The 24,354-nt window shown below is 70.7% G+C and carries 17 protein-coding genes; 10 read left to right on the top strand and 7 right to left on the bottom strand.

Annotated elements, in window-relative coordinates:
* The first annotated feature begins 39 nt into the window (after nucleotides 1-39).
* The gene (locus ACZ592_RS02935) at nucleotides 40-2,964 is read left to right on the top strand and encodes an FAD-binding and (Fe-S)-binding domain-containing protein (RefSeq protein ID WP_471579707.1); all 2,925 of its coding nucleotides are present in this window, start codon (nucleotides 40-42) and stop codon (nucleotides 2,962-2,964) included.
* Nucleotides 2,965-3,123: 159 nt separating this feature from the next.
* On the top strand, nucleotides 3,124-4,596 hold the full coding sequence (locus ACZ592_RS02930; protein WP_471579706.1) for a Gfo/Idh/MocA family protein: 1,473 nt from the start codon (nucleotides 3,124-3,126) through the stop codon (nucleotides 4,594-4,596).
* Between the two features lie 101 nt (nucleotides 4,597-4,697).
* Here the strand turns inward: ACZ592_RS02930 and ACZ592_RS02925 are convergent, their stop codons facing one another.
* Both ACZ592_RS02925 and ACZ592_RS02920 read right to left on the bottom strand, forming a co-directional pair.
* Nucleotides 4,698-6,350, bottom strand: coding sequence for a peptide-N4-asparagine amidase (locus ACZ592_RS02925; RefSeq protein WP_471579705.1), 1,653 nt, complete (start codon nucleotides 6,348-6,350; stop codon nucleotides 4,698-4,700).
* An 83-nt stretch (nucleotides 6,351-6,433) separates the two neighbouring features.
* Nucleotides 6,434-7,180: a L,D-transpeptidase family protein gene (locus ACZ592_RS02920; protein ID WP_471579704.1), complete on the bottom strand. Its 747-nt coding sequence runs from the start codon at nucleotides 7,178-7,180 to the stop codon at nucleotides 6,434-6,436.
* Between the two features lie 202 nt (nucleotides 7,181-7,382).
* Between ACZ592_RS02920 and ACZ592_RS02915 the strand changes: the two genes are divergently transcribed.
* From ACZ592_RS02915 to ACZ592_RS02900, 4 genes are all read left to right on the top strand, one after another.
* Entirely contained in the window at nucleotides 7,383-9,329 is a 1,947-nt protein-coding gene (locus tag ACZ592_RS02915) for an ABC transporter transmembrane domain-containing protein (RefSeq protein ID WP_471579703.1), read from the top strand.
* Nucleotides 9,326-11,107, top strand: coding sequence for an ABC transporter ATP-binding protein (locus ACZ592_RS02910; RefSeq protein WP_471579702.1), 1,782 nt, complete (start codon nucleotides 9,326-9,328; stop codon nucleotides 11,105-11,107). The genes ACZ592_RS02915 and ACZ592_RS02910 overlap by 4 nt, the downstream gene beginning before the upstream one ends.
* A 273-nt stretch (nucleotides 11,108-11,380) precedes the next feature.
* Nucleotides 11,381-13,366: an ABC transporter transmembrane domain-containing protein gene (locus ACZ592_RS02905; protein ID WP_471579701.1), complete on the top strand. Its 1,986-nt coding sequence runs from the start codon at nucleotides 11,381-11,383 to the stop codon at nucleotides 13,364-13,366.
* Nucleotides 13,363-15,186 carry an ABC transporter ATP-binding protein gene (locus ACZ592_RS02900; RefSeq protein ID WP_471579700.1) on the top strand — a complete coding sequence of 608 codons (1,824 nt, stop codon included), beginning with the start codon at nucleotides 13,363-13,365 and terminating at the stop codon, nucleotides 15,184-15,186. Before ACZ592_RS02905 ends, ACZ592_RS02900 begins: the two co-directional genes overlap by 4 nt.
* A 206-nt stretch (nucleotides 15,187-15,392) precedes the next feature.
* On the opposite strand, the gene ACZ592_RS02895 is transcribed toward ACZ592_RS02900, so the two are convergent.
* Nucleotides 15,393-16,187, bottom strand: coding sequence for a metal-dependent hydrolase (locus ACZ592_RS02895; RefSeq protein ID WP_471579699.1), 795 nt, complete (start codon nucleotides 16,185-16,187; stop codon nucleotides 15,393-15,395).
* A gap of 121 nt (nucleotides 16,188-16,308) precedes the next feature.
* On the opposite strand from ACZ592_RS02895, the gene ACZ592_RS02890 reads away from it, so the two are divergent.
* Genes ACZ592_RS02890 through ACZ592_RS02880 form a run of 3 tightly spaced genes read left to right on the top strand, consistent with a single transcriptional unit; the run spans nucleotide 16,309 to nucleotide 20,990 of the window.
* The gene (locus ACZ592_RS02890; protein WP_471579698.1) at nucleotides 16,309-18,822 is read left to right on the top strand and encodes a DEAD/DEAH box helicase; all 2,514 of its coding nucleotides are present in this window, start codon (nucleotides 16,309-16,311) and stop codon (nucleotides 18,820-18,822) included.
* A gap of 46 nt (nucleotides 18,823-18,868) precedes the next feature.
* Nucleotides 18,869-19,771: an acyl-CoA thioesterase gene (locus tag ACZ592_RS02885; protein WP_471579697.1), complete on the top strand. Its 903-nt coding sequence runs from the start codon at nucleotides 18,869-18,871 to the stop codon at nucleotides 19,769-19,771.
* A gap of 37 nt (nucleotides 19,772-19,808) precedes the next feature.
* Nucleotides 19,809-20,990: a winged helix DNA-binding domain-containing protein gene (locus tag ACZ592_RS02880; RefSeq protein WP_471580000.1), complete on the top strand. Its 1,182-nt coding sequence runs from the start codon at nucleotides 19,809-19,811 to the stop codon at nucleotides 20,988-20,990.
* 267 nt (nucleotides 20,991-21,257) lie between these two features.
* On the opposite strand, the gene ACZ592_RS02875 is transcribed toward ACZ592_RS02880, so the two are convergent.
* Together ACZ592_RS02875 and ACZ592_RS02870 are read right to left on the bottom strand one after the other, a co-directional pair.
* Nucleotides 21,258-22,184, bottom strand: a complete 927-nt coding sequence (locus ACZ592_RS02875; protein ID WP_471579696.1) for a DUF6397 family protein — start codon at nucleotides 22,182-22,184, stop codon at nucleotides 21,258-21,260.
* 110 nt (nucleotides 22,185-22,294) lie between these two features.
* Entirely contained in the window at nucleotides 22,295-22,708 is a 414-nt protein-coding gene (locus tag ACZ592_RS02870; protein WP_471579695.1) for a roadblock/LC7 domain-containing protein, read from the bottom strand.
* Between the two features lie 92 nt (nucleotides 22,709-22,800).
* Here ACZ592_RS02870 and ACZ592_RS02865 point away from each other — a divergent pair, with 92 nt between their 5' ends.
* Entirely contained in the window at nucleotides 22,801-23,229 is a 429-nt protein-coding gene (locus ACZ592_RS02865; RefSeq protein WP_471579694.1) for a PPOX class F420-dependent oxidoreductase, read from the top strand.
* 111 nt (nucleotides 23,230-23,340) lie between these two features.
* Here the strand turns inward: ACZ592_RS02865 and ACZ592_RS02860 are convergent, their stop codons facing one another.
* Together ACZ592_RS02860 and ACZ592_RS02855 are read right to left on the bottom strand one after the other, a co-directional pair.
* Nucleotides 23,341-23,943, bottom strand: coding sequence for a GTP-binding protein (locus ACZ592_RS02860; protein WP_471579693.1), 603 nt, complete (start codon nucleotides 23,941-23,943; stop codon nucleotides 23,341-23,343).
* Nucleotides 23,924-24,337, bottom strand: a complete 414-nt coding sequence (locus ACZ592_RS02855; protein WP_471579692.1) for a DUF742 domain-containing protein — start codon at nucleotides 24,335-24,337, stop codon at nucleotides 23,924-23,926. The genes ACZ592_RS02860 and ACZ592_RS02855 overlap by 20 nt, the downstream gene beginning before the upstream one ends.
* Between the last annotated feature and the right edge of the window lie 17 nt (nucleotides 24,338-24,354).

Below are 24,354 nucleotides of genomic sequence, written 5' to 3'. Positions count from 1 at the left end.
CGCCGGTACCGCAACCGCCGCAACCGCCGAGGAGAGGTCATGCCACTGCTGGAGCCCGAGCCGGAGGCCCTGCGCCCCGGCCCCACCTCCCGCGCGAACGGCCCGTCGCCCGACCGCGTGCCGGACCGGCAGGCGGGCGGCACCCCGGAGCCGCTGCGCTCCGAACTGACCTCGCTGCTCGGCGCCGACAAGGTCCTGACGAAGATCTCGGACCTGGTGCGGTACGCGTCGGACGCCAGCCCCTACCGCTTCGTGCCGCAGGTGGTGGTCGTCCCCGAGGACATCGACGACGTGTCGGCCGTCCTGTCGTACGCGCACGGCAGGGGCCGCGAGGTCGTCTTCCGCGCGGCCGGCACCTCGCTGAACGGCCAGGCGCAGGGCGAGGACATCCTCGTCGACGTGCGCAAGCACTGGTCGGGCATCGAGGTCGTCGGCGACGGCGAGCGGGCCCGCATCGGACCCGGCACGACCGTCGTACGGGCCAACGTCTCGCTCGCCCGGTTCGGCCGGGTCCTCGGCCCCGACCCGGCGAGCGCCATCGCCTGCACGGTCGGCGGCGTCGTCGCGAACAACGCCTCGGGCATGACCGCGGGCACCACCCGTAATTCATACCGCACGGTCGCCTCGCTGACCTTCGTCCTCCCCTCCGGGACGGTCGTGGACACCGCGGAGCCGGACGCCGACGAGCAGCTGGCGCACGCGGAGCCGGACCTGTGCGAGGGCCTCCTGGCGATCAGGCGCGAGATCGAGACCGATCCGGAACTGGTGGCCCGCATCCGGGCCAAGTACGAGATCAAGAACACCAACGGCTACCGCCTCGACGCGTTCCTCGACGGCCAGACCCCGGTGGAGATCCTGCGCGGCCTGATGGTCGGGTCGGAGGGCACCTTCGGATTCATCTCGGAGATCGTCTTCGACACGCTTCCGCTGGACCGGCGCACGTCCACGGCCCTGTTGTTCTTCCCCTCGCTGCCCGCGGCGGCCGCCGCGGTGCCGCGGTTCAACGCCGCCGGCGCGCTCGCCGTCGAGCTCATGGACGGCAACACCCTGCGCGCGTCGGTCAGCGTCCAGGGGGTGCCCGCCGACTGGGCCGACCTGCCGAAGTCGACGGCCGCGCTCCTGGTGGAGTTCCGCGCTCCCGACGAGGCAGGTCAGGAGGCGTACGAGAGCGCCGCCGCCGAGGCCCTCGAAGGGCTCGACCTGGTCGCGCCCGTCCCGTCGGTGACCAACACCTTCACGCGCGACGCGAAGACCATCGGCGGCTACTGGAAGGCGCGCAAGGCGTTCGTCACCGCCGTCGGCGGCTCCCGTCCCTCGGGGACCACGCTGATCACCGAGGACTTCGCGGTCCCGCCGGGGCTGCTCGCCGAGGCGTGCGAGGCGCTTCTGGACCTCCAGACGCGCCATGGCTTCGACGCCGCCGTAGCCGGCCACGCGGCGCACGGCAACCTCCACTTCCTGCTGGCCTTCGACGCGGCCGTCCCCTCCGACGTGGCGCGGTACGCCGCCTTCATGGACGAGTTCTGCCGCCTGACCGTCGAGCGCTTCGACGGCTCCCTCAAGGCCGAGCACGCCACGGGCCGCAACATCGCCCCGTTCCTGGAGCTCGAATGGGGCCCCAAGGCGACCGCCCTGATGTGGCGCACGAAGCAGGTCATCGACCCCGACGGGGTGCTCGCGCCGCGCATCGTCCTCGACCGCGATCCCCAGGCGCACCTCCGCGGCCTCAAGACCATCCCCAAGGTGGAGCCGATCGCCGACCCGTGCATCGAGTGCGGGTTCTGCGAACCGACCTGCCCCAGCGAGGACCTGACCACGACCCCGCGCCAGCGCATCGTGCTGCGCCGCGAGATGATGCGCCAGTCCCCGGGCTCCCCGGTCGAGGACAACCTCGTCGACGCGTACGGGTACGACGCGGTGGACACCTGCGCGGGCGACTCGACCTGCAAGCTCGCCTGCCCGGTGGGCATCGACACCGGCGCCCTGATGAAGGACTTCCGCCACGCACGGCACTCGCCCCGCGAGGAGCGGACGGCCGCGCTCGCCGCGAAGAACTTCAAGGCCGTCGAGGCATCCGCGCGGCTCGCCGTGGCCGCCGCCGACCGGATCAGCGACCGGCTCCTGACCGCGGTGACCCGCACCGCCCGCAAGGCCGTGCGCCCCGACCTCGTCCCCGAATGGCTGCCCCGGATCCCGGGGGCCGCCGCGCGCAGACTGCCGCGCACCACACGTGCGGACGCCTCTGCGGTCTACTACCCGGCGTGCGTCAACCGCATCTTCGGCGGCCCCGGGGACCGTTCCCTGCCCCAGGCCGTGGTCGCCGTCTCCACGCGCGCGGGCAGGCCGGTGTGGATTCCGGACGACGTCGCGGGGACGTGCTGCGCGACGATCTGGCACTCCAAGGGGTACGACGCCGGTAACCGGGTCATGGCCAACCGCATCGTCGAGGCGGCCTGGGGATGGACGGCCGGCGGGCGCCTGCCGCTGGTCGTCGACGCCTCGTCCTGCACGCTGGGCATCGCGCACGAGGTCGTGCCCTATCTGACCGACGACAACCGGGAGCTCCACCGCGAGCTGACGATCGTCGACTCCATCGTCTGGGCGGCCGACGAGTTGCTCCCCCGTCTGACGGTGCACCGCACGATCGGCTCGGCCGTCCTGCACCCCACCTGTTCCATGCACCACCTGGGCGACGAGGCGCAGCTACGGGCGGTCGCCGAGGCCTGCGCGGACGAGGTGGTCGTCCCCGACGACGCCGGCTGCTGCGCCTTCGCGGGCGACCGCGGCATGCTCCACAAGGAGCTCACGGAGTCGGCCACGCGCAAGGAGGCGGCACAGGTCCTGTCTCGCCCCTACGACGCGCACCTCTCGGCCAACCGCATGTGCGAGGTCGGCATGGACCACACGACGGGCCGCGGCTACTACTCCGTACTCCTGGAGCTGGAGCGCGCGACGCGCCCTTGACGAGCCCTTGTCCTCCGCCCGGCCGCGAGAAGTCCAACTTCCTGACCACTTCGGTCCCTTGCGCCCCGGCCGTACCCCCATCAGGGTGACTTCCGCCCAGTGGTAGAGACCAGCCGACGGTCCCCCGTCGGCCGGCCGCCCTACAGCTACGGAGGTCCGATGCACGACGAGAACGCGACACCGACCCCTGACGGCACCACCCCCGGCGACATCGCCGAGGGAGCGAAGGGAGAGGGCCGCTCGCGGCGCACGGTGCTCCGCACGGCGGGCCTCGCCGGCGCGGGGCTCGGGGTCGGCGCCTTCGCGGGCGGCACGGCGCACGCCGACACCCCCGCCGGCACGGCCACCGGCGCCGCCGACACGGCCGCGGCCCCCGCCCGCAAGGGCAAGACCATGATCGGTGTGCCGTTCGACCGGCGCTCCACCGTCCGCGTCGGGATCATCGGGCTCGGCAACCGCGGCGGCAGCATGATCGACCTGTTCCTCGCGATACCCGGCGTGCGCGTCGTCGCGCTCTGCGACCCGGTCAAGGACAAGACCGCGGCCGCCGCCAAGAAGGTCACGGCCGCGGGCCAGCCCGCACCGGCGACGTACACCAAGGGCGAGCACGACTACGAGAACCTGTGCAAGCGCGGTGACATCGACTTCGTGTACGTGGCCTCGCCCTGGGACTTCCACTTCGCGATGGCCAAGTCGGCGATGCTGAACGGCAAGCACGTCGGCGTGGAGTGTCCCATCGCCCTGCGCCTCGACGAGCTGTGGGAGCTCGTGGACCTGTCCGAGCGCACCCGCAGGCACTGCATGCAGCTGGAGAACTGCTGTTACGGCAAGAACGAGATGCGCGTCCTGCGGATGGCGCACGCGGGCAAGTTCGGCGATCTGCTGCACGGTGCCGGCGCGTACAACCACGACCTGCGGGGCCTGATGTTCGACCCCGACTACTACGAGGGCCCGTGGCGCCGCCTGTGGCACACCCGGCTGCGCGGCGACCTCTACCCCAACCACGGCTTCGGCCCGGTCGCCAACTACATGGACGTCAACCGTGGTGACCGCGTCACGCACATCTCCAGCTTCGGTACGCCCTCCCTCGGTCTCGCCGCGTACCGCAAGGAACACATGCCGCCGGGCGACCCGAGCTGGAAGGAGACCTACATCGAGAGCGACCGCACGATCAGTCTCGTCCAGACCGCGAAGGGCCGGCTGATCCGTCTGGAGCACGACGTCTCCACGCCCCACCCCTACAGCCGCATCAACAGCCTCGGCGGCACCCGAGGCGTCTTCGAGGACTATCCGGAGCGCATCTACATCGAGCCGGACCACACCGATGACGAGTGGGGCGACTTCGCCAAGTACGCCGACTTCGACCACTGGCTGTGGAAGGAGCACGCCAACCCGCCCGGCGGGCACGGCGGCATGGACTACATCATGATCTTCCGCCTGATGCAGACCATGCGGCTCGGACTCGTGCCGGACTTCGACGTGTACGACGCCGCGACGTGGACGGCTCCCGTGCCGCTGAGTCATCTCTCGATCAAGGCGAAGGGCGCGCCGCAGGCGATCCCGGACTTCACTCGCGGGCTGTGGAAGAAGGAGCGGCCCGGCATGGATTCGGAGAAGCCCAAGGAGGCGTGAGGCGCGCGGGCTTGAGGCCTGTGGGTCTGCGGTCCTGAGCAGGGCCCGGGCGGGTTCGGTGGCGGCGCGCGCCGCGGCCGGGCCCGCCCGGGTGCCGGGGCTCAGCAGCGCCTGCGGTCCTCCGTCAGCGTGCCCTGGACGGTCGCCAGGGTGCGGTCGTGGCATCCCGTGTCGCCGGTCAGACGGTACCGCTCGCGCGAGGTGCCCACGGCGTGCCGCTGATCGCGCGGAACGTTGGCGGTGTACGTGGCGTCGCCTTCGTAATGGTCGTCCAGGAACGACCGGTTGACGCGCCGCGCGCCACTTCGGCCGCCCGGCGTCGTGACGCTCTCGGCGCGGCCACCAAGGGTGATCCTGGTCCGCAGCCGGTCGCCGGCGCCGAGGGCCGTGGTGCCGTCCATGGTGTACGTCCGGTCGGTGCGCACCGACCGGTGGCCGGTCGTGACCGTCTCCCGGTCGGTCCAGGTGGCCTTCAGCGCGTCCATCGCCTCGCCCTCGGTCCAGCGGTGGACGGAGGTGTTCGCGAGGGTGCGGGTCACGGTCGTCGTGACGCGGCCGTGCGAGGTGTTCACGTATCCCGCCACGCTGAGCCGGTGGCCGCCCTTGGTGTCCAGCCGGTGCGCCTCCTGGCCCGCGCCGGGCGTGTACGTCGCGTCGTTGACGAGGGCGCCCTCCTCGTGCCGGGTCAGCCCGCCCGTGACGTGGTCGCTCTTCTCGTCCTGCCAGACCAGGACGTTGACCGGAGTGTTCCAGCCGGTCTGCGCCTCGGGGACGCCGACCACGGAGACCTCCACCTGGTGCGGGCGGCCGTCGTTGAGGATGCCCGCGAAGGGGGTCAGGTCGTACTCGACGGGCTTGATGTCGAAGGCACGGGGCCCGGGAATCACGTACCAGAGGAAGGGGTTGGACCAGCCGCCGGTCCACACGGTCGGGAACGGGGCGGCGATGCCCGCCGGCCGGCCGTCCACCGTGACCTGCACCTCACGGTAGGGGCCGTGGTCCGCCTTGCAGGAGTACGGGGCGGCATCGGGCACCGTCAGGTACCAGTACTCCTCGCAGCCGCCACCGGAACCGGTGGCGTACACCTCGGCGACGATGCGTTCGCTGTTGCGCGGGGTGGTGAGGGTGGTGCTGTCGCCGAGGGGGATGACACGGTCGGGCGTCGCCTGCTCGGCGGCTGTCCGGTGCGACCGTCCGGTGTCCTCGCGCTCCCGCTGCCGCTCGGGCGCGTAGAACGTCAGCGTCGCCTTGACGTCGATGATCCCGGTGTAGGTGTCGTCGACGACGTTCCCGATCAGCATCTCGACCTGTCGGCCGCGCGAGAGGGTCTCGCGGTAGCGGGTGACGTCCTTCTCCACGGACCAGGTGATGCCGTCGACCGACGGCTCCGGAGTCGACGTACGGAAGACTTCGACGCCACCGACGCGGAGGTAGCCGAGGCGGTCGTACTGGCGCCCCTTGACCTTTCCTTCGAGGCGCAGGACCACCTTGCCCCAGCGCCCCGCCCGGCCACACGCGTCCGGAGGGGTGTAGGTGCCCTGGTAGGGCGTGAAGTCCTTGAACTGCGCCTCGGCGACCGTCACTTCGCAGGACTTGGTGTGCGGTTTCGGAACGGGGGGCGCGGCAGTGACCGGGTCGTGCCAGTCGTCGCCGAACTCCGGTGGGGGCGTGGCGGCCGCCGCCGGCCCCGCGCCGAGGAGGGTGCTCGCCACGAGGGTCGCTCCGGCGAGCATGGACATGACGCGTCTTCTCATGGGGGATTTCTAAGGGCAGTTGCCGATCACCGCAATGGTGCGACGGTGCTGCCCGACGGGCCGCGTCCGGGCCGCTGCCTGACTCACGCCCGAAGATTCGCCCTGTCCCCCATCACCACCACCGGGTGCTGCTTCGGGTCCAGCGTGCGCAGCAGCTGCTCCATGCCCGCCTTGGACAGGCTTACGCATCCCGACGTACCGCTGCCGTGGTCCATGTGCAGCCAGATGCTGCCGCCCTTGGCCTGACCCTGCGGACGCGTCGGGTCGTTCGGCGGGGTGCCCTTGGCCCGGTTGTAGTCGATGGCGATGACGTAGTCGAAGTCATGCCAGTGCGTCTTGGGCCAGTAGTGCGGCGCCTGGATGGACGTCGACTTCGTGTAGGGGAGCTTGGCGCCCGGGTCCGCGAGGACGCCGCCCGCGTCGGTCAGCGTGAACACGCCTACCGGGCTGCGCTTGTCGTTCTCGTGGTGGTCGGTGGTCCAGCCCTTCTTGCCGTTGTGCGCGGGCCAGCTACGAGACTTCTCCCAGGTGGTGTCCTTCTCCCCCGACTTCGTGTAAAGCACCACGGTCGACTTCGCCGAGTCCCGGCCGTCTCCGTAGACGGCGACGACCTGGCGAGAGTTCTCCGGGATCTTGGACTGCAGACGGTCACCCACGTCCGGGACGCGTCGGGGGTCGTCGGACTCGGCGTGGGCGCCCTTGCCGCTCCCCGCGCTCCCGCCGTGATCGGAGTCGCCCTTGCTCGATGTGCCCCCGCTCCCGCAGGACGTCAGAAGGACACCGCAGGCCGCCGCCGCGACCACCGTTCGCACCGCACCGGCTATACGCATCCGTCCATGGTCGCACCCGGCCCGCGCTGCCCCCGCCCTGCCTCACCGCCCGCACCGGACCGGGGCCGATTCTTTACCTCAGGGCGGAAAACCGTTTGCCTCGGACCACCGCGCGAGGCGAACCTTTCACGGTTTGTCATCGCCGTCCGCTCCCCCGGTCATCCCGCCGGAGCGACGACCACCGCACCGAGCCTGGGACATCATGCAGATTCGCGACCTTCCGTTCACCGACCCCGGTGTCCCCGATGTCCGGTCGGGGCCGCGCTTCCTGCTGTGGCTGGGCCGCAACCAGCTCGGCGGACAGCTCAAGTCCCTCGCCTGGGGCGTGCTCCACTTCGGCTCCATCGCGGGCCTGCCCTACATGGTGGGCATCGCCGTCGAGGCCGTGCTCGACCGGTCAGGCGGCCGGCTCGCCCTCGCCGGTGTCCTGATCGGGCTCCTCGGCATCGCCATCGCGCTGGGCGACACGATGCTGCACCGCACCGCGGTCACCAACTGGATCACCGCCGCGGCCCGCGTCCAGCAGCTGCTCGCCCGCAGGACCGCCGCACTCGGCTCCGCGCTCACCCGGCGCGTGGCCGCCGGCGAGGTCGTGGCCGTCTCGACCGGCGACGTCGAGAAGATCGGCTGGTTCGTGGAGGCGCTGTCGCGGTTCGCGGCGGCCGCCCTCACGGTCGTCCTGGTCTGCGTCGGCCTCCTCGTCTACCAGCCCGCACTCGGGATCGTCGTCGCCATCGGCATCCCGGTGCTCGCACTCGCCGTGCTCCCGCTGCTGCCCCGCGCGACCCGCCGGGCGGACTTCCAGCGCGAGAAGGCGGGGCGCGCCACCGAGCTGGCGTCGGACACCGTCGCGGGCCTGCGGGTGCTGCGCGGCATCGGCGGCGAGGAACTCTTCCTGGACCGCTACCGCCGCGCGTCGCAGGAGGTCCGCACCGCCGCGGTGCGCAGCGCCCGGATGTGGGCCGTCATCTCGGGAATCCAGATCCTGATGCCGGGCCTCCTGCTGATCGCGGTCGTCTGGCACGGCGTGCACCTGGCCCGTGAGGGCCGGATCACGGTGGGCGAGCTCGTCACGGTCTACAGCGCGATCATGATGCTCAACTACCCGCTGCGGCACTTCGAGGAGATCGCCATGGCGTACTCCTTCTCACGTCCCTCCGCGAAACGGGCCGCCCGTGTCCTCTCCCTTGAGCGGACCACGGAGGCCGTGGACTCCGGGGCCGTGAGGGGGGAGGCAGTGAGGTCAGGAGCCGTGGGTCCGGCGGCTGTGAGCTCGGCGGCTATGAGTTCGGGGGCAGTGAGTTCGGGGGCTCCGAACTCGGAACCCGCTCATTCGAAGTCTGCGAGCTCGGACGGCGCGGGCCCAGCAGTCGACGACGGCGAACCCTCCGGGGATCTGTACGACCCGGCCACCGGGCTCCTCGCACCCGCGGGGCGGCTCACGGCCGTGGTGTGCGGTGACCCGGACGAGGCGGGGCGACTGGCCGAGCGGCTCGGCGGACACCCCGCGTTCGACGAGGCCGCGCACCTGCCGTCCGTGCGCCTGGGTGGCGTCCCGCTCGACGACCTGCCCCTGGACGCGGCCCGCACGGCCGTCCTGGTCCAGGACAAGGACCCCGTCCTGCTCTCCGGCACGCTCAGCACCCTCCTCGACGTACCGGCGTCAGGAGCCGTCAGCGCCGAGGAAGCCCTGGCCGCGGCCCACTGCGCCGACGTCCTCGACGCGCTCACGCAGGCCTCCGTGGACGACGACCCCATGGCCGCCCACCTCACGGAACGTGGCCGCTCCCTCTCCGGGGGCCAGCGCCAACGCCTCGCCCTGGCGCGCTCACTGGTCACCGATCCCGAGGCCCTGGTGCTCGACGAGCCGACGTCCGCCGTCGACTCGCACACCGAGGCCCGGATCGCCGACGGCATCCGTGAGCTGCGCCGGGGACGGACCACCGTGGTGCTCACCTCGTCGCCGTTGCTCCTGGACCGCGCCGAACGCGTCGTCTTCCTCGCCGACGGCGAGGTCGCGGCGGTGGGCGCGCACCGCGAACTGGTGCACAGCGAGCCGCGATACCGCGCCGTCGTGACCCGCGAGACCGACACCGAACGCGTCGCCGCACAAGCCCTGACAGATGTCGACATCGAGGAGACGGCATGATCGGCCTGGCGCCCCCGGAGTACGATCCGGCGGCCCCCACGACGGCGGAGACCCTGCCGATCGGCGCGGCCTCGACCGTGCGCACCTACGTGCGTGAACTGTTCCAACGCCACCGCCGGTCCTTCCTGCTGCTCATCCTGGCGAACACCCTCGCCGTCGTCGCCTCGATGGTCGGCCCCTACCTGCTCGGCGATCTGGTCGAAAGCGTCTCGGACGGTGCCCGCGACCTCCATCTGGAGCTCACCATCGGGCTGTTCGCGGGTTCGCTCCTCGTGCAGGCCTTCTTCGTACGGGAAGTGCGGCTGCGCGGCGCGGTGCTCGGTGAGCGGATGCTCGCGGATCTGCGGGAGGACTTCCTCGTACGCTCCGTCGGGCTGCCGCCGGGCGTCCTGGAGCGGGCAGGCACCGGCGATCTGCTGTCGCGGATCACCACGGACATCGACCGGCTCGCCAACGCGATGCGCGAGGCGGTGCCGCAGCTCGCCATCGGCGTCGTGTGGGTGGTGCTGCTGCTCGGCGGGCTCGTCGTGACCGCTCCGCCGCTGGCCCCCGCGGTGCTCGTCGCGGTACCGCTGCTCGTCGTGGGCTGCCGCTGGTACTTCAAGCGGGCCCCCGCCGCCTACCGGTCGGAAGCCGCCGGATACGCCGCCGTGGCCGCCGCCCTGACCGAGACCGTCGACGCGGGCCGCACGGTGGAGGCCCACCGCCTCGGCCGCCGCCGCATCGAACTGTCGGAGCGCCGCATCAAGGAGTGGACGGCCTGGGAGCGCTACACCCTGTACCTCCGCTCGGTCCTCTTCCCGGTGGTCAACTTCACGCACACGACGGTGCTCTGCTCCACGCTCATGATCGGTGGTGTCTTCGTCCTCCAGGGCTGGATCGGCGTGGGCCAGCTGACCACGGGCGTACTGATCGCGCAGATGCTCGTCGACCCCCTGGGGATCATCCTGCGCTGGTACGACGAGTTGCAGGTCGCCCAGGTGTCGCTGGCCCGTCTGGTCGGCGTGCGCGACATCGAGCCGGCTGCCGGGGACCCTTCCGTGACCCCGGAGGGCCGCCATGTCCTCGCCGACGACGTGCACTTCGGCTACCGCGCGGGCGTCGACGTACTCCGTGAGGTGTCCCTGGCCGTCGAGCCCGGCTCGCGGGTCGCCCTGGTCGGTCCTTCGGGAGCGGGCAAGTCGACCCTGGGCAGGCTTCTGGCCGGGATCTACGGCCCCCGCACGGGACGCGTCACCCTTGGCGGCGCCGCGTTGTCCGCCATGCCCGCGGAGGAAGTGCGCGCGCACGTGGCCCTGGTCAACCAGGAACACCACGTCTTCGTGGGGTCCCTGCGCGACAACCTCCTCCTCGCCAGGACCGGGGCGCGGGACGCCGAACTGTGGGCGGCTCTCGGCGCTGTCGACGCGGCCGACTGGGCGCGCGGCCTCGACGAGGGCCTGGACACCGAGGTCGGGTCGGGCGGCTTCGCGCTGACGCCCGCACAGGCTCAGCAGATCGCCCTGGCCCGGCTGGTCCTCGCCGACCCCCACACGCTGGTCCTGGACGAGGCGACCTCGCTCCTCGACCCGCGTGCGGCCCGGCACTTGGAGCGCTCCCTCGCCCGCGTCCTGGACGGCCGCACGGTCGTCGCGATCGCCCACCGGCTGCACACCGCACACGACGCCGATGTCATCGCGGTGGTCGAGAGCGGCCGGATCAGCGAGCTGGGCAGCCATGACCAGTTGGTGGCGGCGGACGGTGCGTACGCGGCGCTGTGGCGGTCCTGGCACGGATAGGGAAGGCCGGGCGGCCGAAGGTGCCCGGCCGAGGACGTGGCTCCTGCCGGCCGGCCGGTCGTACGGGGACAGCCGGGCCGGGGGCCCGTGCCTTCCGGGCCGGGCAGACAGAAGCGGCCGAACCGGAAGCCGGTGTCTGCGCGGAAGCCGGTGTCTGCCCGAGAGCCGGTGTCTGCCCGAGAGCGTCGAGAGGCAGTACCTGCCAGGGCGCACTTGCCTGGTGGGCACAGGCCCGCCCCATTGCATCCGAGCCGGGTTGGCTAGGGTGCGCGTATGGCTGCATCGCCCACGGATCCCGGCATACCCGACCGGCGCGGGCCTGCCCGCTACCTCTGGTGGGTGACTGCCAGCCAGCGCCGACGCGTCGCTCTCGGCGCCCTGTTGGGCAGCGTCTGGATGATCTGCCTGACACTGCCCCCTTATGTCCTGTCGCGCGCCATCGACGACGGACTGCGACCGGGTGACCGGTCCGCCCTCGTGGGCTGGTGCGCGGCCCTGTTCGGCATCGGCGTCCTGAACGCCTGGCTGGCGATCATGCGTCATCGCACGATGACCCGGATCCGGCAGGACGCCTACTTCCGTACGGTGCGCGTCGTGGTCGACCACGCGACCCGGCTCGGCGCGGCCCTGCCCCGCCGCGTCTCGGCCGGCGAGGTCGTCACCATCGGCCACTCCGATGTGGGGGTGATCGGCCAGACCCTCACCGTGACCGGGCCGGGCGTGGGCGCGGTGGTCGCCTACTTCGTGGTGGCCACGCTGCTGCTCTCCGTCTCCGCACTGCTCGCTGTGGTGGTGCTGGTCGGCGTGCCGCTGCTCGCCGTGCTGATCGGACCTCTCCTCGACCGGCTGCAGGGTGCGGAGACGGCCTACCGGGAACGCCAGGGCGCACTCGCCGCGGAACTCGGCGACCTCGCCGGCGGTCTGCGCGTCCTCAACGGCCTGGGTGGCAAAGGCATGTTCGCCGCCCGCTACCGCGACGGCTCGCGCCAACTGCGGGACGAGGGGTACCGGGTCGGATCGAGCATGAGCTGGATCCAGGCCTTCGGCCTCGGCCTGCCCACCCTGTTCCTGGCCGCCGTGACCTGGCTCGCCGCACGCATGGCGGCCCAGGGCACCATCACCGTGGGCGAGTTGGTGGCCGTCTACGGCTACGTCGCCGTGCTCGTGGTGCCGGTTACCGCGTTCATCGAGGGCGGCTACGACATCAGCCGCGGCCTGGTCGCCGCCCGCCGGGTCGTGAACTTCCTCAACTTGGAGCCGGAGGGGCAGGAAGGACAGGAAGGACAGGAAGGACGGCAGGTTCCAGCGGGTACGGAGGCCCAGGACGGCCGGGGGGACTTGGCGGACCGGAGGGATGAGGCGGGCTGCCCGGTAGATCCGGTGCCCGGACCGGCCGTGCCGTCCGTGCTGCACGACCCCCTGTCCGGCGTGCGGGTCGCGCCCGGAATCCTCACCGCGCTCGTCAGCGACCGCGTGTCGGACTCTGTGCACGTCGTCGACCGTCTCGGCCGGTTCACTCCTTCCCCCGTCACCTGGGGCTCGGTCCGTCTCGACGAGGTCGCGCTCGACGAAGTACGGACCCGGATCCTGGTCGCGGACAACGAGGCCGACCTCTTCGCCGGCCCCTTGCGCACGGCGATCGCAGGCCGCTGGAGTCCCGACGAGGACGCCCTCGTCCGCGCGGTCGACGCAGCCGCGGCCGGTGACATCGTCCGCGGCCTGCCGGGTGGACTCGATGCTCCTCTCGACGCACACGGCCACAATCTCTCCGGCGGGCAACGCCAGCGCATTCGCCTGGCCCGTGCGCTCCTCGCCGACCCCGAAGTGCTCCTGGCGGTCGACCCCACCTCGGCGGTCGACGCCCACACGGAGGCCACCATGGCGGCCCGCCTGCGTGCGGCCCGCGACGGCCGCACGACACTCGTCACCACCACGTCGCCCCTCGTACTCGACCGGGCCGACACCGTGTATTACGTCGTCGACGGTCGTGTGGCCGCCACCGGCCACCACACCGAGCTGCTGGCCGGGAACCCTGCCTACCGGCGCCTGGTCTCGCGCGGCACGGAGTCCGAGGACGACACAGACCGCTCGGACCGCTCGGGCTACGCCGATGGCAAGGCCGCCGTGGACGACACGGTTGACACGGTTGACACAGCTAACGAGGACGACAGCGCCGACGAGGCCGAGCGGCAGCACGCACCGCACGATCGCACGAGACCCCGCCCCAGCTCCGAGCCCACTCATGAGGCCGTCCGGTGACGACGAACGACAAGAGCTCCTCCGCCGTGGCCGTGCCGGGACACCTGCCCGTGGCCGACCGCTCCCAGGTCCGCCGTGCCGCTGTCCGCCTCGTCCGACAGGACACGGGCGCCTTCGTCACGATGATCGTCTTCAATGCGCTCGCCGCGGCCGCCGGTCTGGTCGGCCCCTGGCTCCTGGGACGCATCATCAACACGGTCAAGGACGGCGGCGGCGTCGCAGCCGTAGACCGCCTCGCCCTCGGCATCCTCGCCGGTGCCGTCGCCCAGCTCCTCCTGGCGCGGCATGCCCGCTACCTCGCGCATCGCTTCGGCGAGCGCACCCTCGCCCGCATCCGTGAGCAGTTCGTCGACCGGGCGCTTGCCCTGCCCTCCTCGGTCGTGGAACGGGCCGGCGCCGGCGATCTGACGGCCCGCGGCACGACCGACGTGGCCACCGCAGGGCAGACACTGCGCGACACCGGACCCGATGTCTTCGTCGCGGCCGTGCAGGCACTCTTCATCCTCGGCGCGGTCCTCCTCCTCGACCCGTTGCTCGGCGCCTGTGGTGTGCTCTGCCTGGCCGGCATCTGGTTCGCCACCCGCTGGTACCTGCGCCGCGCGCACACCGCCTATCTCGAGCAGGGCAGGGTCCACTCCGCACTGGCCGAGGTCCTCGCCGCGACCGCGTCGGGGGCCCGCACCATTGAGGCGTTCGGCCTGCGCGAGCGCCGCGTCGCGGACAGTGAGGCGGAGATCGAACGGTGTGTCGCCGCCCGCGAGCGGACGCTGTTCCTGCGCAGCGTCCTCTTCCCCTCGATCGACATCTCGTACGCCGTACCAGTCGTCGCCGTGCTGCTCATCGGCGGCATCCTGCACGAACAGGGCAGCGCGAGCCTGGGAACGGTGGTCGCGTCGGCCCTGTACCTGCGGCAACTCTCCCAGCCGCTGGACACGATCCTGCAGCAGGTCGAACAGCTGCAGAGCAGTGGTGCCTCCTTTGCCCGGGTCGAGGGCCTGGCCGCCGCCCCGCAGGGTCCGGCTGAGTCCACCGCCCCCGGTATCGCTCCTGCCGTCCCGTCTCCCGTTGGCTCTCCGGAGGACGATCGCGTCGAGGTCGACAGGGTGCGCTTCGCCTACGGTGACGGCGCCGATGTACTGCGCGACGTCGACCTCTCGGTACGCCCCGGCGAACGTCTGGCGATCGTCGGACCCTCGGGGGCGGGCAAGAGCACCCTCAGCCGACTCCTGGCGGGCATCGACACCCCGACGACGGGGACGGTGACCGTCGGTGGCGTCCCCATCGCCGCTCTGTCTCCCGACCGGCTGCGCCGCCAGGTCGTCCTCGTCACCCAGGAGCACCACGTGTTCCTGGGCACCGTCCGGGACAATCTGCTCATCGCGGCGGAGTCCGCCACGGACACCGAGCTCCGTGCCGCCCTCGCCGCGGTCGGGGCTGACTGGTCGGACAGGCTGCCGGAGGGGCTCGACACCGCGCTGGGCCCCGGAGGCCATCAGTTGCACGGAGCTCAGGCCCAGCAATTGGCACTGGCCCGTGTCGTGCTCGCCGATCCGCACACGGTGATCCTCGACGAGGCCACCGCACTCCTCGACCCGACGACAGCACGCCACACGGAGCGAGCCCTGGCCGCCGTCCTGCGCGGGCGCACCGTCATCGCCATCGCCCACCGCCTGCAGACGGCCCACGACGCGGACCGCGTGGCCGTCATGGAGGGCGGTCGGGTGACCGAGCTCGGCACGCACGACGAGCTCGTGACGGCCGACGGCGCCTACGCGGAGCTCTGGCACTCGTGGCACGGCGAGCACCGGCCGACGCACTGAGCCGCAGCAGGCGGCGGCCATGTTCGGGCGAGAGCCCCGCCCCTCCGACAGGTACCGGCCTCCCAGGCGGGGATTACGCCACTGCGCCAGGTGGTCCCCCAGCCACGGCCGGTTCCGCAGTCCGGGCCGGTTCCGCGGCCATGGCTGGTTCCGCGGCCCGGGCCGGCGCCTCGGGCGTAGGGGTCTCCACGTGCGCAGGAGGCGCGTCAGATGAAGTTCAGCGCGGCCGCGCCGCCCACTCCCCCGAGCAGCATGAACATCGGCATCAACACCTTGAGCTCGATCCAGCTGCCGGCCCGGAACCGCATCATCTTCGGCGGCCCGATCGGGTACCAGCGCTTGCGGCCGATCGGGATGGGCCACAGGATCGGGCACCCGGAGACGGTCAGCGCGTCCCCGATGTCGTGCACCAGCGCGCCGAGCACGATCGGCAGACCCAGCCACACGTACTCCTGGCCGGGGCCGGTGAACAACCAGTCCGCTCCGTTCCCGGGCTTGTCCAGCACGCCGGCCAGAATCCAGGCGCTCGTCGCGGCGAGCAGCCACACCAGCACATCGCTGCTCGAACCGCGGGCGGCCCGCCACAGCAGACCTTCGATGGCGAGCACCATATGGGCGAAGAGGATCCCGAGCACCGCCCAGCGCCCGCCGAAGACCGCCAGCGCCGAGGCCCCCGCACCTATGAGCACCGCCCACAGCCAGGTGTGCGTGAGCGTGCGGTGCCCGCCCGATCGACGCGGGTCGCCCTGCTTGCGGGTCGCCTTGTAGACGGCGTACGAGAGCTTGTCGACGATCTCGCACAGACCCCGCGAGAGCGGTCCGAAGGCACGCGAGATGGTCGCCGACTTGTGGTCGAGGTCGGGCGCGAGCGCCGCTCCGGCGCAGATCAGAGCTCCGGCGAGGAGGACCGGCCAGGGCATCGTGTGGCCGGCGGCCGCCGCCGCTGCACCGACCCCCAGCCAGGCCGCCGCCCCCGACAGTGAGTGTGCCGGTCCCATCATTGGTGTTGCCCGCCCCATTTCCATTGTTCTGACGCCCCGTTGGCGACACAGCGTAGCGTTCGTGATCTTCGTGCGGACGTCCGGTTCCCTGATCGGGTGAGAAGGAAGGCAAGATGGGGGTGTGACCCTTATCGATCAGCTGCCGCCGGATGCCGACCCCGATGCCCTCTTCGAAGCCTTCTCGTCGTGGGCCGAGGACCAGGGCATCACTCTCTACCCGGCCCAGGAGGAGGCACTGATCGAGGTGGTCTCCGGGGCAAACGTGATCTTGTCCACGCCGACCGGCTCCGGCAAGAGCCTGGTCGCGGCCGGTGCGCACTTCACAGCACTCGCACAGGACAAGGTCACCTTCTACACGGCGCCCATCAAGGCACTGGTGTCGGAGAAGTTCTTCGACCTCTGCAAGCTCTTCGGCACCGAGAACGTCGGCATGCTGACCGGCGACGCCTCGGTCAACGCCGACGCTCCCGTCATCTGCTGCACGGCCGAAGTCCTCGCCTCGATCGCGCTGCGGGACGGCAAGCACGCCGACATCGGCCAGGTCGTCATGGACGAGTTCCACTTCTACGCCGAGCCGGACCGCGGCTGGGCCTGGCAGATCCCGCTGCTCGAACTGCCGCAGGCGCAGTTCATCCTCATGTCGGCGACGCTCGGCGACGTCTCCATGTTCGAGAAGGACCTGACGCGCCGCACGGGACGGCCCACCTCGGTGGTCCGTTCCGCGACCCGCCCGGTGCCCCTCTCCTACGAGTACCGTCTGACGCCGATCACCGAGACGATCACCGAGCTCCTGGAGACCAAGCAGGCGCCGATCTACATCGTGCACTTCACCCAGGCGCAGGCGGTCGAGCGCGCGCAGTCGCTGATGAGCATCAACATGTGCACGCGTGAGGAGAAGGACAAGATCGCCGAGCTGATCGGCAACTTCCGCTTCACCACCAAGTTCGGCCGCAACCTCTCGCGCTACGTGCGCCACGGAATCGGTGTGCACCACGCGGGCATGCTGCCCAAGTACCGCCGCCTGGTGGAGAAGCTCGCACAGGCAGGACTCCTCAAGGTCATCTGCGGCACGGACACCCTCGGCGTCGGCGTCAACGTCCCGATCCGTACGGTGCTGTTCACCGCCCTCACCAAGTACGACGGCACCCGGGTCCGCACACTGCGCGCACGAGAGTTCCACCAGATCGCCGGACGCGCCGGTCGGGCGGGCTTCGACACGGCGGGCTTCGTGGTCGCCCAGGCGCCCGAGCACGTCGTCGAGAACGAGAAGGCACTCGCCAAGGCCGGCGACGACGCGAAGAAGCGACGCAAGGTGGTCCGCAAGAAGGCACCGGAGGGCTTCGTCGCCTGGTCCGAGAGCACCTTCGAGAAGCTCATCGCCTCCGACCCGGAACCGCTGACGTCCCGCTTCCGGGTCACGCACACGATGCTGCTCTCGGTGATCGCCAGGCCGGGCAACGCCTTCGACGCGATGCGCCACCTCCTGGAGGACAACCACGAGCCGCGCAAGCAGCAGCTGCGGCACATCCGCCGGGCCATCGCGATCTACCGCTCCCTCCTCGACGGCGGCATCGTCGAGAAGCTCGACGAGCCGGACTCCACGGGCCGCATCGTGCGCCTGACCGTCGACCTTCAGCAGGACTTCGCCCTCAACCAGCCCCTGTCGACGTTCGCACTCGCCGCCTTCGAGGTGCTCGACCCCGAGTCCCCTTCGTACGCCCTGGACATGGTGTCCGTCGTCGAGTCCACCCTCGACGACCCGCGCCAGATCCTCGCCGCCCAGCAGAACAAGGCGCGGGGCGAGGCCGTCGCGCTGATGAAGGCGGACGGCGTCGAGTACGAGGACCGGATGGAGCGGCTCCAGGACATCACGTACCCCAAGCCGCTGGAGGAGCTCCTCTTCCACGCGTACAACACGTACCGCACCAGTCACCCGTGGGTCGGCGACCATCCGCTGTCTCCGAAGTCCGTCATCCGGGACATGTACGAACGGGCACTGTCCTTCACGGAATTCACGTCCTTCTACGAGCTCGCCCGCACCGAGGGCATCGTGCTGCGCTACCTCGCGGGCGCGTACAAGGCGCTGGAGCACACCATCCCGGACGACCTGAAGTCCGAGGACCTTGAGGACCTGATCGCCTGGCTCGGCGAGATGGTGCGCCAGGTCGACTCCAGCCTCCTCGACGAGTGGGAACAGCTCGCCAACCCCGAGGTCATGACGGCGGAGGAGGCACAGGAGAAGGCCGACCAGGTCAAGCCGGTCACGGCCAACGCCCGCGCCTTCCGCGTCCTGGTGCGCAACGCGCTGTTCCGCAGGGTCGAGCTGGCCGCCCTCGACCACGTCGAGGAGCTGGGCGAGCTGGACGCCGAGTCGGGCTGGGACGCGGACGCCTGGGGCGAGGCCATGGACAAGTACTGGGACGAGTACGAAGATCTCGGCACCGGTCCCGACGCCCGCGGTCCCAAGCTGCTGCTCATCGAGGAGGATCCCGAGCACGGTCTGTGGCGCGTCCGCCAGACGTTCGCCGACCCCAACGGCGACCATGACTGGGGCATCAGCGCGGAGGTCGATCTCGCGGCGTCCGACGAAGAGGGCCGTGCCGTGGTCCGGGTCACGGACGTCGGTCAGCTCTGAGCGCCCCGATGATCCGTGTGCCCCGGACAGGAGTCGAGGAACTGCCATGAACAATCCCGCCGACCGGCTGGTCGACCTGCTGGACCTTGAGCAGATCGAGGTCAACATCTTCCGCGGCCGCAGCCCGAACGAGTCGTTGCAACGGGTGTTCGGCGGGCAGGTCGCCGGGCAGGCCCTGGTGGCGGCGGGCCGCACCACCGAGGGTGACCGCCCGGTGCACTCGCTCCACGCGTACTTCCTGCGTCCCGGACGCCCGGGCGTGCCCATCGTGTACCAGGTCGAACGGGTCAGGGACGGTCGCTCCTTCACCACGCGCCGCGTCACCGCCGTCCAGCAGGGCCGCACCATCTTCAACCTCACCGCCTCCTTCCACCAGCCCGAACAGGGCGCCTTCGAACACCAGCTGCCGCCGCGCCTCGACGCCCCCGACCCGGAGTCGCTGCCGACGGTCGCCGAGGAGATCAAGGAACATCTCGGCGCGCTTCCTGAGCAGTTGGAGCGCATGGCCCGGCGCCAGCCCTTCGACATCCGCTATGTCGACCGGCTGCGCTGGACCACCGAGGAGATCAAGGACGCTGAGCCGCGCAGCGCGGTGTGGATGCGTGCCGTCGGCCCGCTGGGCGACGATCCTCTCGTCCACACCTGTGCGCTCACCTACGCGAGCGACATGACACTCCTCGACGCCGTCCGCATCCCCGTCGAACCGCTCTGGGGCCCGCGCGGCTTCGACATGGCGTCGCTCGACCACGCCATGTGGTTCCACCGTCCTTTCCGCGCCGACGAGTGGTTCCTCTACGACCAGGAGTCCCCCATCGTCACGGGAGGCCGCGGCCTGGCCCGCGGCCGTATCTACGACACCGACGGCCGCCTCCTGGTGTCGGTGGTGCAGGAAGGACTGTTCCGTCCTTACGGGGAGCGGCACATGGACAGTCCGACAGCAGGAACGTGACCCGTAAGAGGTCTGAGCAGGAGGCAGGGTGCGACGGATCGATGTGGCGGAGCGGCGGGCGAGGCTGGCGCTGCGCCACCGGCTGACGGCGGACACCAGGTCGGACGATCCGGTCGAGGTGGCGCGCTCGCTGCTGGCCCTGCACGGCACCGATCCGTCGTCGGTCTATGTGGGAGCCTGGGCCCGCATGCGGGACGGACACGTGGCGGACGTGGAACGTGCCCTGTACGAGGATCGGTCGCTGATCCGGCTGATGGGGATGCGGCGCACGGTCTTCGTGACGTCGCTGGAGGACGCTCCGGTGCTGCAGGCCGCCTGCTCGCGTGCGGTCGGGGCTCGCGAGCGCCGGCTCCTGCTGGGGATGCTGGCGGAGTCCGGCGTCGCCGACGACGCGGCCTCGGTGGAGGCGTGGCTCGCGCAGAGCGAGGAAGTAGCGCTGCGGGCCCTCAAGGCACGCGGCGAGGCGACCGCCGCCGAGCTCGCGACCGACGACCCACGGTTGAGCACGGAACTGGTCATGGCCCGCGGCAAGAGTTACGAGGGCCGGCAGAAGCTGGCCAGTCGGCTTCTTCTCCTGCTTGCCACCGAGGGCCACGTGGTGCGGGGAAGACCACGCGGCACGTGGACGTCTCATCAGTACCGCTGGGCACCGCTGACCGACTGGTGTCCTGGCGGCCTCACCCACTGGGATACCCGGGATGCCGAAACAGAGCTCGCCCGGCGGTGGCTGCGGACGTTCGGTCCGGCCACCGCGGATGATCTCCGCTGGTGGGCGGGATGGACCAAGACTCAGACGAAGCGGGCGCTGGCCGAACTGAATCCTATCGAGGTCGACTTGGAGGGAGCGGCCGGGCTGCTGCTCCCCGACGACATGGAGGAGACACCCCGCCCCGCGCCCTGGGCCGCTCTGCTGCCGGCACTCGACTCGACTCCGATGGGCTGGCAGCACCGCGGATGGTTCCTCGGGGACCACGGCCCGCGCCTCTTCGACCGGAACGGCAATATCGGCCCGTCCGTGTGGTGGAACGGTCGAATCGTCGGCGGTTGGGCCCAGGACCGCAGCGGCGAAATCGTGTGCCGGTTCCTCGAGGACGTCGGAACGGACGCGCAGGATGCGGTGCGGGCCGAGGCTGAGCGCCTTGCTCTGCCCCTTGGGGACGTACGACTCACCGCTCGTACGCGCGGACGTACGTGGCTCGAAGAGGAACTGGCCGCCTGATGATCGTGAGACGGCGGGCCCGCGGCGGGACTCCATGAGCATCGACGGCTCCGTTCGGACTGGATTTCGACTTCGGGACACGTAACACCGCCGACACGCTGGGCGCGGCTACGAAACCGTGACCAAGGGGGACGGGGGAATCGAGCGGGAAATCGGGCGTGGGCTGGGAGCGGCTGCTCGCGGAGGCCTTGGGTCGTCCCGCCAACGGGAGAACGCGAAGGACTTGCGCGCCACGCTGCAGCGGTACCGACGGCGTGGCGTGGCTCTCTACGCCTTCCTTCGGCGCAACCACTTCATCAGGCCGCGCGCATCAGACACGGAAGACTCGGCCGCGACACCGCTCGGCGTCTCCTGCTGCTCAGCGGGAGGAAGGGCCTGCTGCGGCAAACTCCTCGGCGCGGGGCGTGGCGCCGGGCGCTGCCCTCGAGCCTCGACGAGGCCGATCAGCAGGCTGGAGCGCAGCCATCGGATTTCGTCGGGATCGTCCGCAGTCGTGATCTTCTCCATGATCCGTGCCCCTGGCGAATCCGGTGCGCCGTAGGTGCGGGACACGGGCTTCAGCCTGCTGAGGTAGGCGCGTTCGTAGGGATCCCTGACGATCTCCGCGAGCTGCACCGGGTCGAGGAGCGAGGCCATGGCGGCCGCCCGCTCCCACGCGTCGTCGGATTGGCGCAGCAAGAAACCCGCGTACCGTCCCCGCCAGTTGCGGGCACGCAGATCCTGTCCCTCGTCGAGCCGCCCGCGCATCGTCTCCGGCATGCGTCCCGTGAGCAGCGAGGCGTTGATGTCGGACTCGGCGAAATGCCGTAGCTCTTCGGCCAGATAGAGCCAGACCACGGCCCGATATCGGTTGAGGTAGAACTTGACCGGCGTCAGAAGGCCCGCGCGGGCCAGGCGGGTGAAGCGGGACGTGGTGATGTGCATGAGCCCCGCGCCCTCCGTGGTGCCCACGGCTCTGACGCTCTCCCGCAACGTCTCGGGGAAGCCTTCGCCTGCGCGCAGGCGATCGATCTCCTCGCGGGCGACGCGGTAGGGGCCGCCCGGTACCTCTCCGACCGTACGAATGCGTCCCAGCATCACCGCCAGATCGAACTCCCCGCGTTTCAGATCGAGTTCCCTGGCCGCTCGACCCAGTGTGATCGACGGCGGCACGGCCGTTGCCGTGGCGGATTGCGTGATGGTGTCACCAGTCATGGTGGATCTCCCCCGTGAGATGTGATTGCTCTCGGGAAAAACCGTAGCCCGATCACCGCGATCCTCGCCGGGCCTGTGGATAACTCTTGACGTGGCAGTGTCAGTGCAGGTCAGAGGTCCACGGTAGGCGTACGTTCGGGCTGGCGGGCGTCGACGCCCAAGTGCTCTCCGACTCGGTTCACGAGCAGCGTCATCTCGTAGGCGACCTGGCCCATGTCGGCCTCTGCCGAGCTCAGGACGCAGAGGCAGCTTCCGTCGCCCGCGGCTGTGACGAAGAGGACCGCGTCGTCGAACTCGATCATCGTCTGGCGCACGTTCCCCGCGTGGAAGTGGCGCCCGGATCCCTTGGCGAGGCTGTGCAGGCCGGATGCGACCGCGGCGAGGTGCTCCGCGTCCTCCCGCTGCAAGTCCGTGCTCGCGCCGGTCACCAGGCCGTCGTTGGACAGCACCAGCGCATGCCGTACGTGCTCCATCCGCTGGGTCAGGTCGTCCAGCAGCCAGCCGAGCCCCATGCTCTGCGCCATGTTCCCGTCTCCCCGTGTCCGCTCCCCCCTCATGGGGGATCTGACCTGCCAGCCTTCACCACGACCGGCGCCCCGGCAAGCATGATGGGGACATGGCACAGAAGATGACCGATGACCAATGGCGTGCGTTCGTCTCACAGGGCACCCGCACCGGCAAGCTGTCGACCGTCAGGGCGGACGGCAGCCCGCACATCGCGCCGATCTGGTTCCTGCTCGACGGCGATGACCTGGTGTTCAACACCGGGAAGGAGACGGTGAAGGGACGGAACCTCGCGCGAGACGGGCGTGTGGCCCTGTGCGTCGACGACGACCATCCGCCGTTCGCCTTCGTCGTGCTGCAGGGCAGAGCGGAGCTGAGTGAGGACGTCGCCGAGGTCCAGCACTGGGCGGCCCGCCTCGGCGCGCGCTACATGGGTGAGGAGCGCGCCGAGGAGTTCGGCAAACGCAATGGCGTCCCGGGCGAACTCCTGGTCCGTGTGCGGATCGACAAGGTCCTCGCCCAAGCCGCCGTCGCCGACTGACGCCCCGCGGCGGACCGCCGACTGACGCCCCGCGGCAGACCTCTCCGAAGGCGCACGGCGAACTCGATCGCCGAGATCTGGCCGAAGTCTGGGTGAGGCCTGGCTGAGGTGTCAGCCGACGGAGTCGAGCAGCCGGGCGGTGTGGACCCGTCCGGCGTACTCGACCAGCCGAATCAGCACCTCCTTGCCTGAATCGCGGTCACGGGCGTCGCAGAGCACCACCGGTGTCCCGCGGTCCAGATCCAGCGCGCGGGACACGTCGTGCGCCCCGTACGTCCGCGAGTTCACGAAGCAGTTCACTGCCACCACGAACGGGATGCGGCGGTGCTCGAAGTAGTCCACGGCGGGGAAGCAGTCTTCGAGCCGTCGGGTGTCCGCGAGGACGACCGCGCCGAGGGCGCCCTGGGACAACTCGTCCCAGAGGAACCAGAACCGGTCCTGGCCCGGAGTGCCGAACAGGTACAGCGACAGCCCCGAACGGATCGTGATGCGGCCGAAGTCCATGGCCACCGTCGTCGTGGTCTTCCGGTCGACCCCTTCGGTGTCGTCCACCGACTGGCCCGCCTCGCTGAGCAGTTCCTCGGTACGCAGCGGGCGGATCTCGCTGACCGCGCCCACCAGGGTGGTCTTGCCCACCCCGAAGCCGCCCGCGACCAGAATCTTCAGTGCCATGGCCGTCTCTGCGCCCGCGGCGTCAGAGTGCTCGGAGCCCATCGATCACCTCTCGGAGGATCTTTTCGTCGGGAAGCTGTGCGGGCGGCACGGGTCGGCTGACCTTGACGCAGCCGATCTCCAGCAGGTCGCCGAGGAGCACCCTGACCACGCCCACGGGCAGATCGGCGCCGGCGGCGAGCTCCGCGACGGACTGTGTCTCGACGCGGCAGAGTTCGATGAGTGCCCGGTGTTCAGGTCCCAGCGCGGTGTCGTCGTCGGGCCCCGGAGCGCTGTCGTCGAGCGTCACCAGAGCGATCAGGTCGAAGCGGACACCGCGCGGACCCGGCCTGGTCCGCCCGCCCGTCATCGCGTAGGGCCGGACCAAGGGCCCGGCTTCGTTGTCGTACCACTGGCTTCCCGGTTGCTCCGGAAAGGCGCTCGTCTCCTCGGTCATGAGTACCGGCCGTCCTC

The sequence above is a fragment of the Streptomyces sp. NPDC040622 genome (assembly GCF_055593965.1).
This window is presented reverse-complemented; position numbering and strand designations above follow the sequence as displayed.

What these genes read in the sequence shown, in the direction of transcription:
- ACZ592_RS02935 (WP_471579707.1), top strand. Translation starts at nt 40, where the DNA reads ATGCCACTGCTGGAGCCCGAGCCGGAGGCCCTGCGCCCCGGCCCCACC.
- ACZ592_RS02930 (WP_471579706.1), top strand. Translation starts at nt 3,124, where the DNA reads ATGCACGACGAGAACGCGACACCGACCCCTGACGGCACCACCCCCGGC.
- ACZ592_RS02925 (WP_471579705.1), bottom strand. Translation starts at nt 6,350, where the DNA reads ATGAGAAGACGCGTCATGTCCATGCTCGCCGGAGCGACCCTCGTGGCG.
- ACZ592_RS02920 (WP_471579704.1), bottom strand. Translation starts at nt 7,180, where the DNA reads ATGCGTATAGCCGGTGCGGTGCGAACGGTGGTCGCGGCGGCGGCCTGC.
- ACZ592_RS02915 (WP_471579703.1), top strand. Translation starts at nt 7,383, where the DNA reads ATGCAGATTCGCGACCTTCCGTTCACCGACCCCGGTGTCCCCGATGTC.
- ACZ592_RS02910 (WP_471579702.1), top strand. Translation starts at nt 9,326, where the DNA reads ATGATCGGCCTGGCGCCCCCGGAGTACGATCCGGCGGCCCCCACGACG.
- ACZ592_RS02905 (WP_471579701.1), top strand. Translation starts at nt 11,381, where the DNA reads ATGGCTGCATCGCCCACGGATCCCGGCATACCCGACCGGCGCGGGCCT.
- ACZ592_RS02895 (WP_471579699.1), bottom strand. Translation starts at nt 16,187, where the DNA reads ATGATGGGACCGGCACACTCACTGTCGGGGGCGGCGGCCTGGCTGGGG.
- ACZ592_RS02885 (WP_471579697.1), top strand. Translation starts at nt 18,869, where the DNA reads ATGAACAATCCCGCCGACCGGCTGGTCGACCTGCTGGACCTTGAGCAG.
- ACZ592_RS02875 (WP_471579696.1), bottom strand. Translation starts at nt 22,184, where the DNA reads ATGACTGGTGACACCATCACGCAATCCGCCACGGCAACGGCCGTGCCG.
- ACZ592_RS02870 (WP_471579695.1), bottom strand. Translation starts at nt 22,708, where the DNA reads ATGGCGCAGAGCATGGGGCTCGGCTGGCTGCTGGACGACCTGACCCAG.
- ACZ592_RS02865 (WP_471579694.1), top strand. Translation starts at nt 22,801, where the DNA reads ATGGCACAGAAGATGACCGATGACCAATGGCGTGCGTTCGTCTCACAG.
- ACZ592_RS02860 (WP_471579693.1), bottom strand. Translation starts at nt 23,943, where the DNA reads ATGGGCTCCGAGCACTCTGACGCCGCGGGCGCAGAGACGGCCATGGCA.
- ACZ592_RS02855 (WP_471579692.1), bottom strand. Translation starts at nt 24,337, where the DNA reads ATGACCGAGGAGACGAGCGCCTTTCCGGAGCAACCGGGAAGCCAGTGG.